16 protein-coding genes and 1 riboswitch are annotated in these 14,562 nt (G+C 40.5%); of the genes, 6 read left to right on the top strand and 10 right to left on the bottom strand.

The window, feature by feature from the left end:
* Positions 1–181 precede the first annotated feature (181 nt).
* Both EJ103_RS02925 and EJ103_RS20120 read left to right on the top strand, forming a co-directional pair.
* Positions 182–502: a BON domain-containing protein gene (locus tag EJ103_RS02925; RefSeq protein WP_004587996.1), complete on the top strand. Its 321-nt coding sequence runs from the start codon at positions 182–184 to the stop codon at positions 500–502.
* A 437-nt stretch (positions 503–939) separates the two neighbouring features.
* Positions 940–1,113 (top strand): hypothetical protein, encoded by a 174-nt coding sequence (locus EJ103_RS20120; protein WP_164521607.1) that lies wholly within the window; start codon positions 940–942, stop codon positions 1,111–1,113.
* Between the two features lie 195 nt (positions 1,114–1,308).
* Here the strand turns inward: EJ103_RS20120 and EJ103_RS02920 are convergent, their stop codons facing one another.
* On the bottom strand, positions 1,309–2,265 hold the full coding sequence (locus EJ103_RS02920; RefSeq protein ID WP_126005963.1) for a mechanosensitive ion channel family protein: 957 nt from the start codon (positions 2,263–2,265) through the stop codon (positions 1,309–1,311).
* Positions 2,266–2,387: 122 nt separating this feature from the next.
* Positions 2,388–3,167 carry a peroxide stress protein YaaA gene (yaaA, locus tag EJ103_RS02915; RefSeq protein ID WP_004587994.1) on the bottom strand — a complete coding sequence of 260 codons (780 nt, stop codon included), beginning with the start codon at positions 3,165–3,167 and terminating at the stop codon, positions 2,388–2,390.
* 254 nt (positions 3,168–3,421) lie between these two features.
* On the opposite strand from yaaA, the gene tal reads away from it, so the two are divergent.
* Positions 3,422–4,372: a transaldolase gene (gene tal, locus EJ103_RS02910; RefSeq protein ID WP_004587993.1), complete on the top strand. Its 951-nt coding sequence runs from the start codon at positions 3,422–3,424 to the stop codon at positions 4,370–4,372.
* A gap of 303 nt (positions 4,373–4,675) precedes the next feature.
* Positions 4,676–4,864, top strand: coding sequence for a DUF3545 family protein (locus EJ103_RS02905; protein ID WP_004587992.1), 189 nt, complete (start codon positions 4,676–4,678; stop codon positions 4,862–4,864).
* A 180-nt stretch (positions 4,865–5,044) separates the two neighbouring features.
* Here the strand turns inward: EJ103_RS02905 and ung are convergent, their stop codons facing one another.
* The 8 genes from ung to EJ103_RS02865 all read right to left on the bottom strand — a co-directional run bounded on the left by ung (position 5,045) and on the right by EJ103_RS02865 (position 12,760).
* Positions 5,045–5,707, bottom strand: a complete 663-nt coding sequence (gene ung, locus EJ103_RS02900; protein ID WP_126005961.1) for a uracil-DNA glycosylase — start codon at positions 5,705–5,707, stop codon at positions 5,045–5,047.
* Entirely contained in the window at positions 5,704–6,564 is an 861-nt protein-coding gene (locus tag EJ103_RS02895; RefSeq protein WP_126005960.1) for a cobalamin-binding protein, read from the bottom strand. Before EJ103_RS02895 ends, ung begins: the two co-directional genes overlap by 4 nt.
* On the bottom strand, positions 6,564–7,163 hold the full coding sequence (gene cobO / locus EJ103_RS02890; protein WP_126005958.1) for a cob(I)yrinic acid a,c-diamide adenosyltransferase: 600 nt from the start codon (positions 7,161–7,163) through the stop codon (positions 6,564–6,566). The genes EJ103_RS02895 and cobO overlap by 1 nt, the downstream gene beginning before the upstream one ends.
* Positions 7,147–8,637, bottom strand: a complete 1,491-nt coding sequence (locus tag EJ103_RS02885) for a cobyric acid synthase (RefSeq protein WP_126005956.1) — start codon at positions 8,635–8,637, stop codon at positions 7,147–7,149. The genes cobO and EJ103_RS02885 overlap by 17 nt, the downstream gene beginning before the upstream one ends.
* Before the next feature lie 5 nt (positions 8,638–8,642).
* A complete protein-coding gene (locus EJ103_RS02880) occupies positions 8,643–9,647 on the bottom strand; it encodes an iron ABC transporter permease (protein ID WP_126005954.1) in 1,005 nt (334 codons plus the stop codon).
* 4 nt (positions 9,648–9,651) lie between these two features.
* A complete protein-coding gene (locus tag EJ103_RS02875; RefSeq protein WP_126005952.1) occupies positions 9,652–10,461 on the bottom strand; it encodes an ABC transporter ATP-binding protein in 810 nt (269 codons plus the stop codon).
* A 134-nt stretch (positions 10,462–10,595) separates the two neighbouring features.
* Positions 10,596–10,661, bottom strand: a riboswitch (cobalamin riboswitch).
* Between the two features lie 98 nt (positions 10,662–10,759).
* A complete protein-coding gene (locus EJ103_RS02870; protein WP_126005950.1) occupies positions 10,760–11,692 on the bottom strand; it encodes a porin in 933 nt (310 codons plus the stop codon).
* A gap of 198 nt (positions 11,693–11,890) precedes the next feature.
* On the bottom strand, positions 11,891–12,760 hold the full coding sequence (locus EJ103_RS02865) for a LysR family transcriptional regulator (protein WP_004587984.1): 870 nt from the start codon (positions 12,758–12,760) through the stop codon (positions 11,891–11,893).
* 90 nt (positions 12,761–12,850) lie between these two features.
* Between EJ103_RS02865 and EJ103_RS02860 the strand changes: the two genes are divergently transcribed.
* Both EJ103_RS02860 and EJ103_RS02855 read left to right on the top strand, forming a co-directional pair.
* The gene (locus EJ103_RS02860) at positions 12,851–13,225 is read left to right on the top strand and encodes a DUF413 domain-containing protein (RefSeq protein ID WP_004587983.1); all 375 of its coding nucleotides are present in this window, start codon (positions 12,851–12,853) and stop codon (positions 13,223–13,225) included.
* 87 nt (positions 13,226–13,312) lie between these two features.
* Complete coding sequence (locus EJ103_RS02855; RefSeq protein WP_126005948.1) at positions 13,313–14,548, top strand: response regulator; 1,236 nt, start codon at positions 13,313–13,315, stop codon at positions 14,546–14,548.
* Positions 14,549–14,562: the final 14 nt, after the last annotated feature.

The following is a 14,562-nucleotide window of genomic DNA, read 5'->3' as shown; positions in this document are numbered from 1 at the left end:
TACAAATGTAACCCAAGCATGTAACTCATTCCCATTAAAATGTAATTATTGCCCACCTGAATTCCCACTTAATAAAATAACCTTATATTTCAACAAATTAAAATTGGCATCGAAATTGTAACTGAGAAAGTAACTCAGCTAAGAATAGCTGCACGATTAACCGTAATGTAAGGATGAAGTTATGAACCGCTTTAAGTTAACTATCGCTTTAGTATCATTTTGTTGTTTATTTTTATTAGCTTGCGCTACAAAAGTAAGTGCAGCAACTAACTTAGCCGTAGTAAGCAGTGTGGCTACTCAACCTAACTTACAACAAACAATCACCAATACGTTACGCACTAACCCAAACTTAGCATTAAGCGATATTCGCGTGCAGGTTGAAGACGGTGAAGTTGACCTATACGGTGAAGCGCAAACAGGTTTTCAGCGTGCACTTGCGCAAAAGTTTTTAGAAAATATGGATGGCGTTAAAATTATCCGTAATAAAATTAGTGTTATCTGATACCGCATTACAATATTTGTTTATATAACTTATTCCTCTGCGTGGCTTGTTTCTCCAACACAAGCCGCGCTTTTTTATGCTTAATAGCACACTTTAGTATCTAAACTTCTAGCTTTAGCTCCCCTATTAAAAATAGAGCAAACACTTAGCCGCCCTTTCCCACTCTTTTAAATTAGTGACTTACTACAGCTTTGATAAAAGAATGCTATAACAAGGCTGTAAAGTTCATATAATCAGCGCATTTTTAATACCGTTGGCAACCTACAAGTGTTTGCTAATCAACCTCACCATGAATAGCAGTTAATAATATATGGCTTAACGCATGCAAATGCCCCATCACTTACACAAGGAAGCTAATACATGAAACGATTTATTCACTACTGCTAATCCCTCTTATTAGCCATGCAGAAGAAGGTATTTTTGGGTTTGTTGCAAATGTGTCTGTATCCGGCTTTTTTAGCCCAGAAATTAGTGAACTAGATATTATAAAAGTCTTTGCTGATTTGGCAGGATTAAAAGTAGGCGACAAGGTAATAGAGTTAGATGGCTGCGCTATTCCAGCCTGCTCTGCTGAGGTTACAAAAAAAATCGATGACAAAAAGCAGTGGTGAAACGCTTTTACTACTAATCAAAAATTCGATGGCAGCGAAAAGCAAATAAGTATTAACTTAAAATAAATTTATTAAAAGTATAGTTAAATTTAACCCGACTTAGCGCTTTGAAATTACTAGCAGCGCACTTTTTATGTAAAAATGCGCTGCTAGTGGGTAACTATTACTGGGCTAGTTTAAACCAGTATTAGTCGCTCATTCGCTTTGATTTGAACCCGTATTACTCCCGCCTTGTTGTTTAGGTGACTGTTGGTTTATTTTATCGCTTATCATGGCATCGAGCTTTTCACCGCCTTTAATGCCAAAATCTAACGTACGTATTGGGAATGGAATACTTATATCTGCAGCATCAAGCGCTTGTTTAACAGCGACTACGCCTTTATGGCGTACTGTCATAAAGTCTGGCTCGCCTGGGTATTTTATCCAAAACCACACCAGTAAATTAATACTACTGTCGCCAAAACCTTCTGCGTACACAGCGGTTTCTTCTTTACGTATTACAAAGTCAAACTCGTTAATTTTATCAACGATAACTTCTTTGGCTTTTTCAATGTCGTCGCCGTATGAAATACCCACCGGTACCTCTATGCGCCTAACGCCTAACGTGGTGTAATTTTTTAACACATTTCTAAATAATACCTTGTTAGGTACCAGTATTAACTGCCCGTAAAAGCTCTCTATTAGCGTGTTACGCAGGTTTATAGAATGTACCGAGCCAAATACATCGTCGGTTTCAATTACATCACCCGCTTTAAATGGCTTGCGTATTCCCATAGCAATACCGGCAATTAAGTTCTCGGTCATGTCTTGAAAAGCAAAGCCAATGGCTAAACCCACAATACCCGCACCCGCTAGTAACGATGTGACTGTGCCTTTTAACCCCATAAAATCTAAAGCGATAAATAGGCCTACACATAACACAATAACCTTAAAAATAGACGCCATTAAATCAGCAATTTGCTTAGAGTCGAGTGAGCGCCTTAATAGGTTTTTCATTAGCTGGCCGGCAAAGCGCGCTATTATTGAAAATACAATGGCTATTACCACTGCCACAATAAAGTTTGGGATGTGGCTTATTACTACATCAAACCACCCTCCGAGTTTTTCTTCGATGAGTTTTTCAGCTTCGGCTACTGAAGGTATGCTGATCATATTTTTACACCTATCTATTTTTTATCTCATTAATAGTAGGTGAAGTTAGCAAGTTTAGCGCCAGCATAAAAAAACCATGCAATGCATGGCTTTTTAACTCATTGTTTGCTGAGTACAAACGCTTAGTTTTGCTCGTCGCGCATAAATACAGGCTCAAGATCTTTAGTGGTTGCTTCAGGGCTAAAGTAATAACCCGCCACAGTAAACTCTTTTAATTGGCTAAGCTGTGTTACCTGGTTTTCTATAATGTAACGGGCCATCATGCCGCGCGCTTTTTTAGCGTAAAAGCTAATTACCTTATATTGACCATTTTTGCAGTCTTTAAAATGCGGGGTAATAATTTGCGCATTGAGTGCTTTTTTATCTACTGCTTTAAAGTACTCGTTTGAAGCAAGGTTAACGAGGTATTGTGCGTCTTGCGCTTTTAATTCCTCGTTTAATTTATTAGCAATAATGCTACCCCAAAATTCATACAAATTTTTCCCGCGAGGGTTATCAAGCTTAGTACCCATTTCTAGGCGGTAGGCTTGCATTAAATCAAGCGGTTTTAGCAAGCCGTATAAACCCGAAAGTATACGTAAATGGCTTTGCGCATAATCGAGGTTAGCTGCAGTGAGTGTTGCGGCATCTAAACCGCCGTACACATCGCCGTTAAAGGCTAGTACCGCTTGTTTAGCATTACTTTGTGTAAATGGTTGCGACCATTCGCTAAAGCGCGCAGCGTTAAGCCCTGCAAGCTTATCGCTAATTTTCATTAGGCTGCCAATTTGCGCTGGAGTTAGTTCACGGCATACTTTCATGAGCTCTTCGCTGTGCTCTAGCAATTCAGGTTGAGTGAACTTATCTGTTGCGGGTGGCGTTTCGTAATCAAGATTTTTTGCTGGTGAAATAACAGTGATCATAGTTAGCTATTGACTTGTAATTTATTTAATGTCAATTTCAACATTAAATGAGACGAAAAGCACGTTTTGTTTATAAAATACCATTGAAAATTAATCGCAATGGCCTAAATCCTACCTTAATAAATCATGCTTCGTCGTTTTTCTATTGATAAGGACATAAGACCTATCAAGCATTGTCACACTGTTGCAGTATTGAATACTTATATTAAGGTAGTTTAGATTTTCTTTTAACTTGCTTGGAATGAGGAAGGCAAATGACTAGCGCTCTACAAAGGCTAAAACAACATTCATCTATCGTAGCCGACACTGGCGATATTGAAGCGATCAAAAAGCATCAACCAGAAGATGCAACCACAAACCCGTCGCTTTTATTAAAAGCGAGCGAGATTGAAGCTTACAAGCCTTATTTAGATAAAGCTTGGAGCTATGCAAAAGAAACAGAGCAAGATGCAGCTAAGCAGCTTGAACTTGCATGTGACTACTTTGCCGTATTACTTGGTAAAGAAATTAGCGAAATTGTACCTGGTTATATTTCTACTGAAGTAGATGCTCGTTTATCATTCGACACCCAAGCAACTATTGATAAAGCACATACCCTGCTTAGCCTTTATGAAAAAGAAGGTGTAAGCAAAGACAAAATTTTAATCAAAGTTGCGTCTACATGGGAAGGCATTAAAGCGGCCGAACAGCTAGAAAAAGAAGGGACTAAATGTAACCTAACTTTATTATTTAGCGATGCTCAAGCACGTGCGTGTGCTGATGCAAATGTATTTTTGATCTCGCCATTTGTTGGCCGTATTTTAGATTGGCACGTAGCAAATGGTATGGAAAAACCAACCGATCCGCTACAAGATCCAGGTGTTCAATCTGTACGTAGCATTTTTGAGTTTTATAAACGCCATGATTACAAAACCGTTGTTATGGGCGCAAGCTTCCGTAACACTGGCGAAATTATTGCGCTTACAGGTTGTGACAAGCTAACAATTAGCCCTAACCTACTAGAAGACTTAGGCAATTTAGAAGGCGCAGAAGAATACTTACTACAAAGTGATATTCCTAAAGAGCCAAAGCCTGCCCCTCTTACTGAGTCACAGTTCCGTTGGTTACATAACCAAGATGCAATGGCCACTGAAAAACTAGCTGAAGGTATCCGCTCATTCGCAGATGCACAAGAGCAGCTAGAAGCACGTTTTAAAGCAATGTAATACGCGCTAATTATGTATTAAACGCCGCACCTGCGGCGTTTTTTATGCCCTTAATATAATCCGCACTGATTTATACTAACCTGCCACAGCATGTACCATTGCCTACACAGCTAAATAGCTCACTTTTAGTATTTTTTATTTATTTTTTCTATCTAAAAATAACGCGCTTAATAAAGTTAGTTAGTATTAAACTTCATCAACGCATCACATACCTGTAACAAATTCGTCACTTTTTTATTCTATTTTAGCTAGGCCTGTGGTATAGGTATTCTCGAGGTTCACTAAAATCAATAGGAGATAGTCATGGATAGCCTAAACGATATATTAGAGATATTAGAAGGTCCTGATACAACAAGAAAAACCTCTCAAAAGAATAAAAAAAGAAAGTGGCGCGAGATTGAGGCCATAAAAGACAAACAACGGTTACGTAAAGAACTACAGGAGTTAGACTTTTTTACAGACAGCATTGAAATTGATGAGCTAGATTTTTAATTTCAAACTCATTGCGCTCTATTAGGCAATATATTTTGCGGCAGGAAAACCGTATCGATAGTAAAGCTAACGCCAGGTTTTACCCCTTCAAAATAATTGATAATTATTGCGCATGGGCATGTATACACAATAACTAAGCAAAAGGCTTTCATAATACGAAAGCCTTTTTTAATATATCAATTAAACCTGCCAGTTAATGGGGATATCGCCTTGGGCTTGTAACAATTCATTTGTGTGTGAAAAGTGCTTACAGCCAAAAAAACCACGATGCGCAGAAAGCGGCGATGGGTGCGGCCCTTTTAAAATATGATGGCGAGCGCTGTTAATATTTTTACCTTTTTTTTGCGCATGAGCGCCCCATAAAATAAACACCACTCCTTTGCAGTGTGCATTTATATGAGCTATCACGTTATCGGTAAATTGCTCCCACCCTAAATGTTTATGTGAGTGCGCTTGGCCTTGCTCAACCGTGAGTACCGTATTGAGTAAAAACACGCCCTGCTCTGCCCAGCTTTGTAAGTAGCCATGGTCTGGTATTTCAAAACCGGGAATATCCGTTGCCAATTCTTTGTACATATTTTTTAGCGACGGCGGTAACTTTTTAACCTCTGGCAACACAGAAAAACATAAGCCATGGGCTTGGCCTTCTCCGTGATATGGGTCTTGGCCTAAAATAACCACGCGAATATTGTTAAGGGCTGTCGCTTCAAAGGCGCTAAATACTTGCTCTTTGGGTGGGTACACAGCAACACCTTCGACACGGCGTTTTGCTACATAATCTAATGTTTGCTGCATATAAGGTTGCTGTAATTCATATTCTAAAAAGGCTGGCCAATCGCTCATTGTATACTCTTAATTTGTTTGCGTGATGCATCTATTTTATCACACATATTTGCCAGTCCATCTAGCATGCGCGGTGTAAAACGATGTAATAAATCGGCATTTACACGTATAAATTGGTTATGTTTTACAGCGGGGACTTCTGGCCATTTTTGCCAATTAATTTTAGGTTGTGGCTTATCGGCTTGTTCATCAGGAATAATAATAATCTGTGGTTTTTTAATCACCACGTTTTCAATACTTATTTGTGGGTAGTCGGTTGGGCTGTGTGCAAATACATTGCTTACATGACATGTTTCTATAAGCTGGTTTATCCATGTATTTTCACTTACCGTCATCATTGGCTCTGGCCATAATTGATAAAAACCAGTTAATATTTTTTTGCTTTGCTGCTGCTTTTTAATATTTTTGAGCTTTGTAATAAATGCGTTTGCTACTTGCTTGCTTTGCTCAATACGTCCTGTAAATTTTCCAAAAGCAATCAGCTCGTTTGCAACTTCTTCTATTTTTTTGGGATCACTTAAATGTACTTTTATACCAAGGCGTTTAATTTGTTCTAAATCTTCACTTTGGTTACCGCTTTTCCAACCAATCACTAAATCGGGTTTTAGCGCTAATAATTTTTCAAGAGAAATACCATAGTAACCACCAATGCGCTCAATATTTTTAGCTTCACTTGGGTAATCGGCGTAATCAACAGTGCCAACAATATTGCTCCCCGCACCTATAGCAAACAGGTTTTCTACTATATGCGGTGCAAGTGCTACAACGCGTAGTTTATCTGGCGCAGCTGTATCACTGGCCACGGCACTGCCCCCAGAACACAATAACAGCAGTGCAGCAAAAAACGCTTTATACATTAGTAATCAAACCCTTCTAGTGCTTTTATACCCGAGTCGAAGGCGTGTTTAACATTGCGCACTTCGCTCACTGTATCGGCAAGGTCTGTTAACGTGCGGTGCGCTGCGCGACCTGTAATAATAACCGACTGCATGGGAGGGCGATTATTTAGCGCGTTTACTACCTCATCTAAATCAATATAACCGTAAGTCACCATGTAGGTAAGCTCATCAAGTAATACTAAATCAATACTGCTATCAGCAAGCATACGCTTTGACTCTTGCCATGTTGCTTGCGCGGCTGCGGTGTCGGCTTCTTTGTTTTGCGTATCCCATGTAAAACCGGTATTCATAACGGCAAATTCAACCCCTGCGCCTTGTAATAAGTTACGCTCTCCACACTCCCATGTGCCTTTAATGAACTGACAAACAGCGGCTTTTTTACCATGCCCTACGCAGCGAGCAACCACACCAAAGCCTGAGGTAGATTTACCTTTACCATTACCCGTAATTACCTGAAATACCCCTTTAACATCTTGCGCAGCAGCCACGCGTGCATCTACCTGCTCTTTTACTTTTTGTTGGCGCTGCTGGTGCTTATCGTTATTGGTATCCGTCATTATTATCTCCTTCATAAATCGATATAATGTGTTGCATGTTCAAATGCGCCTCGCACATAGTGGCCAAGCGCTCTAGTTGTTGCTCGCGGTGCGATACAATACTCACAGGTTGTATGGTTGCATCGCTTTTTACCCACTTTAAAATTTGCAGTGTGGCAGCGGGTTCATCAAACAAGCCGTGTAAATAAGTACCAGCAATGGCATTGTCGTCACTAATAAAGCCATCGTTTTCAAACCCATGAGGGTGCGCGTTAAACGTTAAAAATGGCTTATTAAGTGCTGCTCCTTCACTAATGCCGGCATGAATCTCGTAGCCGCTACACGGTGTTTGCAAATCATTTAACTGCATAGCCGCCGTTACTTTAGTGAGTACTTTTTGCGTGCTAAGAGTGGTTTCAAAATCGCATAGGGCAAGCCCCGTTACTTGCTTTAATGACGACTCGACTCCGTTGGGATCATTTATGGTATACCCCAACATTTGCATACCACCACACACCCCCAATACTTTGCCACCATAACGTATGTGGCGCTTTATTTGCGTATCCCAGCCTTCATTTTTTACAAAACTTAAATCGCCCAGCACGTTTTTACTGCCAGGAATAATAATCAGATCAACCGGTGGGATCGCGTGTGTGTGGCGTACATAATTTATATTAATATTTGGGTGCAGTCGCAATGCATCAAAATCGGTATGGTTACTAATATGCGGCAATAAAAGCACGGCTATATTAATGGTGGCAGTCGTCACCGTGTTATCTATTGCTACAGCATCTTCGGCATCAAGTGCTAAATCATGCAAATAAGGCAGCACTCCAAGCACTGGTTTTTTTGTGTAGCGCTCAAGCCAATCTAGCCCACTTTGTAGCAAGCTTATATCGCCTCTAAAGCGGTTTATAACAAAGCCTTTTACGCGCGCTTGCTCGGATTCGCTTAATAACGCAAGTGTGCCCACTAAATGCGCAAACACACCGCCTTTGTCTATATCGGCAATAATAATGACAGGGCAATCTACCGCTTCTGCGTAACCCATATTGGCAATGTCGTTCTCGCGTAGGTTTATTTCTGCGGGGCTGCCTGCGCCCTCAACCAATAATAAATCAAACTGCTTTGCTAGGCGTTTATGCGAGGCAAGCACTGCATCCATCGCAACCTGTTTATAGTTATGATACGCCCCTGCCTCCATATTACTAATGGCTTTTCCATGTATAATGACTTGTGCCCCCGTATCACTATTGGGTTTTAGCAATATGGGGTTAAAGTCGTTTTGAGGCTCTACTTTAGCGGCTACGGCTTGCAAAGCTTGCGCACGGCCTATTTCGCCGCCTTCTTTTGTAACCGCGCTATTAAGCGCCATATTTTGCGGTTTAAAAGGCGCGACCTTTACACCTCGCTTTACAAACACTCTGCAAAGCGCAGCGACTAAGGTGCTTTTTCCGGCATCTGACGTAGTGCCTTGAATCATTAAGGTTTTCATCAGCACTATGCCTTTGTTTTTCTAAAAAAGAGTAAGCTTAAGAAAAATACGCTACCCATAGCTGCTGTAATTACCCCTACAGGGAGCTCTTGGTTTTTAAGTAATGAGCGCGAAAGCACGTCAACCCACACCATAAACGTGCCGCCCACTAAGCTGGTAATTAGTAAGCCAGCAGTACTGCCCTGAGATATAAAAAAGCGCACTATGTGCGGCACCATTAAACCTACAAAACCAATACCGCCACATAGGGCCACCAGCACGGCCGTTATTAACGAGCTCAATACCAACATTAAAATTCTAAAACGGTGCACACGAACCCCAAGCGTTATCGCGCTTTCATCGCCAAGAAGCAGCGCATTTAACTGCCTTTTAAAGCTCAGCATAAAGCTAATACACACCACTATAACCACGCATGGCAACCATAACGTGGCCCATTGTGCGCGGGCAAAGCTGCCTAACGTCCAAAATAAAATACCAGCCACTGCTTGCGGGTCACTCCAATACAGCAATAAACTTGTAAATGCGCTAAATAAAAATGACAGTGCCACTCCCGCTAGTAACATAGACTCTACTTGCGACCTTTTTTGCCGCCCAGCAATAAGTATCAATAAGCCCATTGCTAAAAAGCTCCCTAATAAGGCAGCAGCCGATAACATAAACCCTGCACTAATACCCGCAACAGCCATAAGCAGTACGACCCCAAACGATGCGCCTGACGATATGCCAAATAAATACGGATCAGCGAGCGGGTTACGGGTAACCGTTTGTAAAATAAGCCCTGCAATAGCCAAACCTGCCCCCGCCATAAAGGCAAGTAAGGTACGAGGTAACCTAAGCTCATAAATAATACGCGCGTTAAACGAGCCCTCCCCTGCTGATAAAATCCCTGTGAACACATCACTTAACGGCGTATCTGCGGCGCCAAAACTCAGTGCGCTAAAAAGGCTACCCAGTGCAATTAACACGGCTGCTATAAATATTGTCCACTGGTTTATTTTTGTTATATCCATTTAATTAATAGCCATAAAAGTAAGTAATATGAGGAATAGTTTGGCCATTTTCTGTGCGCTGAGGGTGGCTAGTTACGCGCGCACATACCCCAAAAACATCCGCTAACATGTCCTCACTAAGTACCTGCGCAGGCGAACCTGTATGTGTTATTTTACCTTTATTAATAACCACCAGCTCATCGCACATAGCGGCTGCTAAATTTAAATCATGAAATGAGGCAAACACAGTAACCCCTAGCGATTTTGCTAGTTCCATCACTTGTATTTGGTATTTAACATCTAAATGGCTGGTTGGCTCATCCATGATGAGTAATTGCGGTTGCTGCACTATAGCGCGGGCAATCAATGCACGTTGCTTTTCGCCCCCCGAAAGCGATTCAAAATTTTGCTTACACTGTTGATCAAGCCCTACGGTTTTTATTGCCTGTGTAATTTTTTGTTTGTCGCTGTGGGTGGTGGCGCTAAATAATGATTTATGAGGTGTAAGCCCAAGGGCAACCACATCAAATAATGTTAGGTTAAATTGCGCAGGCGTTTCTTGTAGAACTACAGCAACATATTTTGCGTAGTCTTCACTTTTAAGCTGCCAAATATCCTGCTGATTAAAGGTAACGTTACCAGCGGTCGGTTTATTAAAGCGATACAAACAGCGCAGTAAGCTCGACTTACCCGCCCCATTTGGGCCAATTAACCCAATAAACTTACCCTTAGCTATGTGTAAATTAATATTGTTTAAAATGGCGTGATCATCGACTTCCCACGACACATTTTGAACGTTTAATAAGGGTGTATTTGGCGCTAATGTAGTTTGCAAAAGTGAGTCCTTGGAAAGCGTGCACTCACTAACACACAGCTAAAAGACTAGTGCATCAATAAAAATGAGTTTACCCGCTCGTTAAAAAAGTATACCAATCTAGAACTTCTCATGCTGATTGATATGTCTCATTTGTATCTGACTTAAAGCGTGGTGCTAATTACAGTTACGGGAATAGTTGAGGAATTTCACCTCATTCCAAATGAGGGTCTATTATGGGCGGGTAAGTAAATAATTTAAAGCAAAAAAAACCGCGCTCATTAGAGCGCGGCCAATAAAGGGAGTGTTTAAGCAACGCTTAAAACTTGTATTCCATACCTAGACCAACGTAGTCTTGGTCAACATTGTTGTCCATATCAAAGCTTGAGTAAAAACCAAATACTTTAATGTTTTTATTAAACTTATGATCAACACCTACAGAAACTGCCGTTTTGTCGTCGCTGTCATCAAAGTCCATTGCTTGGTATTGCACTTTAAACGTGTTTTTACCCATGCTGTAGGCTGCGTTTAATAAATAGCCGTCTGCTTCTGCGCTACCGTCTACTTTTTCTTGAGTTTGGTACATAGCGCCTAATTTAAAGCTCTCTACTTTACCTTGAATTGATGCACGCACTACATCGTAGCCATTTACTTCGCTATCGGCTGCAACCGAGGCGTATACCGCACTCTTTTTAAGTGCAGAGTCACCGTAGGTAACCGCCATTGAATAACCGTTATCTGCATCTACGTCATCTTCGGCAACAAATGTAGCAAGTACTTTAAAGCCTTCGTAGCTTTTAGATGTATAAGTGATTGAATCACCTAAGCGGTTTTCACCTTTAAAGACATTTTTAATATCGCCTTCAAGGTCATTAAATAAATCTAACTTACCTTGCGATTGTTTAAGCGCTGTATCGTTACGACCCACAACAACTTGACCATATACACCTTTTAAACCTACGTACTGGTTACGTGCAGAAATATTGTCGTCGTTATCACCTTTAGAGTCAGCATCAGATACATCAACTTGAAACTCAAACTTATAAACCGCTTCTAATCCATCAGTAATCTTTTCAGACCCTTTTAGTCCAAAGCGAGATGCATTACTTTTAATTTCAGTGAAAGACCCTTCGCCATCATCAGACGATTGCACAGTAACATTCGCTTTACCGTATACATCAACGTCTGCAAACGCGCTAAAAGATAAACCACTTACTAGAGCAACACATAAGCTCGATTTTACAAAATTCATGTTATTTCCTCGATAATCACAAGACTAATTTTTAAAACAGCTGCAGTTTGTCACCGTTAAATGACAGATATATTACAAAGGAAACATTTTTGTCTTTTTATTTTAATAAAAGTGTCTAAATTCTGAAAACAAAACGACATGAATATTTAATAAACAAAATTGTACCTATTCAACCTCATTAAAAATCATAGTCGGTATTTAGTGTTCATCAACAGGCTGATAAGCATTTATTTTAGGTAATAAGTTAATCAGGGTTTCTATTAACTCTTTTTGTTCGTTGTCTCTGTGGTAGGCCACAAAAATATCACGCGAAGTATGTTCTACGTCTTTTACATGAAACAGCTCACCCTTTTCTAGGTGAGACTCAACAAGTACCTCGGGGATAAACGCACTGCCACCACACTGAAGAATTAAATCAAGGGCAATACGTCCCGTACTGGTTCTAAAATAAGGCGGCGTTTTACCGGTAAATTGGCGCGCATGCCATAGTGAAAACGTAGTACCCCAATCAACATATACATATTGATTATCAAAAAAATTCTCGTTAGTGGCCGTGTCATAGCCACTAACCGGAATAATTGGCAGCTCGCAAATTCGCTCTACCACAAGCTCGTCTACTTTAGGAGGGTCAAATAAAATGGCTAAATCAAGCGTACGCTCTAATAATAACCGCGTGCTTTCTTGTTGGGCTTTAACCTCTGCGACCAACGATACCCCTGGCATAGCCGACACAATATTAGTAATGCCAAATTGTAAAAACGCATCCCATATATTAGGCGTACCCGCTAAACTTATTTGCTTGTGCATGTTATCGGCAAGTGCCACATCCACTTTGGCACGCTGCATGCCGGTGATGATCATTTTAGCGTGCGGAAGCAATCGCTCTCCTGGCGCCGTTAATTGAATATTGTTACGCTGGCGAATAAACAAGTTTACACCCAACCCCTGCTCTAACTGGCGAATTCGAAAGCTTACTGCCGATTGAGTGATATACAGGTTTTCAGCCGCTTTACCAAAGTGACGCGTGCGCACAACCTCTACAAATGTTTTTAATAAATCTATATCCAATTTTTTATCCTCACGATAAAAATAACTTGTTTAATAAATTGTCAAACTTGCATCATACTCCAGCAATAAACAGGGTATGAGGATACAGTTATGAGCAACGATATTTCACTACTTCGCCAAGCGTTTGTTAGCCAACGTCAATTTTATGATGATCAAAACTTTCCTCGCGGGTTTAGCCGCAGCGGAAACTTCACCTTATTAGAAGCCAGCATATTAGAGCAACACGGCGTTGTACTAAAAGGGCTTTATAATAAAACTTTAGCACCCCAAAATACGCTACAAGAGCAATTTGTTGACGTAGTTTGTGGCAGTAAAGAACCTACAAACCCAATCGAAAAAGCCTGGGTTAAATATTTAAAACTAACAACCTGTAAAACCAAGTTTCATACACTTTTTGGCCGTTCAAAAATGTCAGGGCCGGTACCAATAAGCCAAGACGATTATAGCGAATCAGATAGCGTATAAGCCCCTAAGATATTTGCTTTTTTGCGTTTTAACAGTTACAACTTGTATAAGCAAATACTTTTGCAAAATATCAAACAAGGTTGTTACGTGACGCGAAAAATACTCATAGTTGAAGATACGCCTACTATAGCGCGTGTGCAAAAGCATATCGCGCTTAAAGCAGGTTACGAAGTAGATATAGCCGAGTCTTTAGCGGCAACAAAAGAGCTAATAAAACACAATAGCTACTTTTGCGCTGTTGTTGATTTTATTCTTCCCGATGCTCCTGCGGGTGAGGCGGTTCCGTATACTATTAATGCCGACATTCCCACCATAGTAATGACAGGCAATATAGATAAACAAACTCGCGACACGGTAGAAAAATACCCAATAATTGATTACATAATCAAAGAAAACAAACAAGCTTACCAATACCTAGAAAAACAACTAAGCCGTTTACCACGTAACGAGAACGTAAAAGTACTGATCGTCGACGACTCAACCTCTACCCGTAGATACATTTGCAGTTTACTAAAGCGCCATAAGTATCAAATACTCGAAGCAAAGGACGGCAAAGACGCGCTAGAAGTACTTGAAAGCCAAAAAGATGTGTCTGTTATTATTACCGATAACGAAATGCCAAACATGAATGGTGATGAGCTATGCGCCGAAATTCGCCGGCTTTACAGTAATGATGAAAAAGCCATTATCGGTATTTCGGGTGCTGACTCGTCAGCATTATCGAGCCTATTTTTAAAAAATGGTGCCAACGACTACCTCCATAAACCCTTTAACAGCGAAGAGTTTTACTGCCGACTAAGTCAAAACGTCGACATGCTTGAGCAAATAGCAACAATTAAACGCCAAGCAAATACTGACTACTTAACTAACCTGCCTAATCGTCGCTACTTTTTTGAAGAGTCGAGCAAATCACTCAAGTATTTAAAAAAATCGAATCAAGATGGCGCACTCGCCATGCTTGATATAGACCATTTTAAATCGATTAACGATACATACGGTCACGATTCAGGCGATGAGGTTCTTAAAGGGTTGGCGGTGTGTTTTAAAAAGTACTTCGAAAAGCAGCTAGTCGCTCGCTTAGGCGGTGAAGAATTTGCCGTTTACTTTACTGATGCAACCACAGCGCAAGCGCTAAAACGCCTTGAAGGGTTTAGGCAATTTATAGAGCTTAATAGCCAAGAGTTTAGCCAAGAAAAAATTAAATTTACAATTTCTATTGGTTTTGCAAGCGGCCCTATTTACCAAATAGATGAATTACTTAAACAGGCCGATTTAAAGCTGTATGATGCAAAAGAAACCGGCCGTAATAAAGTAATAAGCTAAACCTTAACGCTGCT

Source organism: Pseudoalteromonas sp. Xi13 (assembly GCF_003952205.1).
GTDB classification, from domain to species: Bacteria; Pseudomonadota; Gammaproteobacteria; order Enterobacterales; family Alteromonadaceae; genus Pseudoalteromonas; species Pseudoalteromonas atlantica.
This window is presented reverse-complemented; position numbering and strand designations above follow the sequence as displayed.

What these genes read in the sequence shown, in the direction of transcription:
- yaaA (WP_004587994.1), bottom strand. Translation starts at nt 3,167, where the DNA reads ATGATCACTGTTATTTCACCAGCAAAAAATCTTGATTACGAAACGCCA.
- tal (WP_004587993.1), top strand. Translation starts at nt 3,422, where the DNA reads ATGACTAGCGCTCTACAAAGGCTAAAACAACATTCATCTATCGTAGCC.
- EJ103_RS02920 (WP_126005963.1), bottom strand. Translation starts at nt 2,265, where the DNA reads ATGATCAGCATACCTTCAGTAGCCGAAGCTGAAAAACTCATCGAAGAA.
- EJ103_RS02870 (WP_126005950.1), bottom strand. Translation starts at nt 11,692, where the DNA reads ATGAATTTTGTAAAATCGAGCTTATGTGTTGCTCTAGTAAGTGGTTTA.
- EJ103_RS02885 (WP_126005956.1), bottom strand. Translation starts at nt 8,637, where the DNA reads ATGAAAACCTTAATGATTCAAGGCACTACGTCAGATGCCGGAAAAAGC.
- EJ103_RS02925 (WP_004587996.1), top strand. Translation starts at nt 182, where the DNA reads ATGAACCGCTTTAAGTTAACTATCGCTTTAGTATCATTTTGTTGTTTA.
- EJ103_RS02880 (WP_126005954.1), bottom strand. Translation starts at nt 9,647, where the DNA reads ATGGATATAACAAAAATAAACCAGTGGACAATATTTATAGCAGCCGTG.
- EJ103_RS02895 (WP_126005960.1), bottom strand. Translation starts at nt 6,564, where the DNA reads ATGTATAAAGCGTTTTTTGCTGCACTGCTGTTATTGTGTTCTGGGGGC.
- EJ103_RS02905 (WP_004587992.1), top strand. Translation starts at nt 4,676, where the DNA reads ATGGATAGCCTAAACGATATATTAGAGATATTAGAAGGTCCTGATACA.
- cobO (WP_126005958.1), bottom strand. Translation starts at nt 7,163, where the DNA reads ATGACGGATACCAATAACGATAAGCACCAGCAGCGCCAACAAAAAGTA.
- EJ103_RS02860 (WP_004587983.1), top strand. Translation starts at nt 12,851, where the DNA reads ATGAGCAACGATATTTCACTACTTCGCCAAGCGTTTGTTAGCCAACGT.
- ung (WP_126005961.1), bottom strand. Translation starts at nt 5,707, where the DNA reads ATGAGCGATTGGCCAGCCTTTTTAGAATATGAATTACAGCAACCTTAT.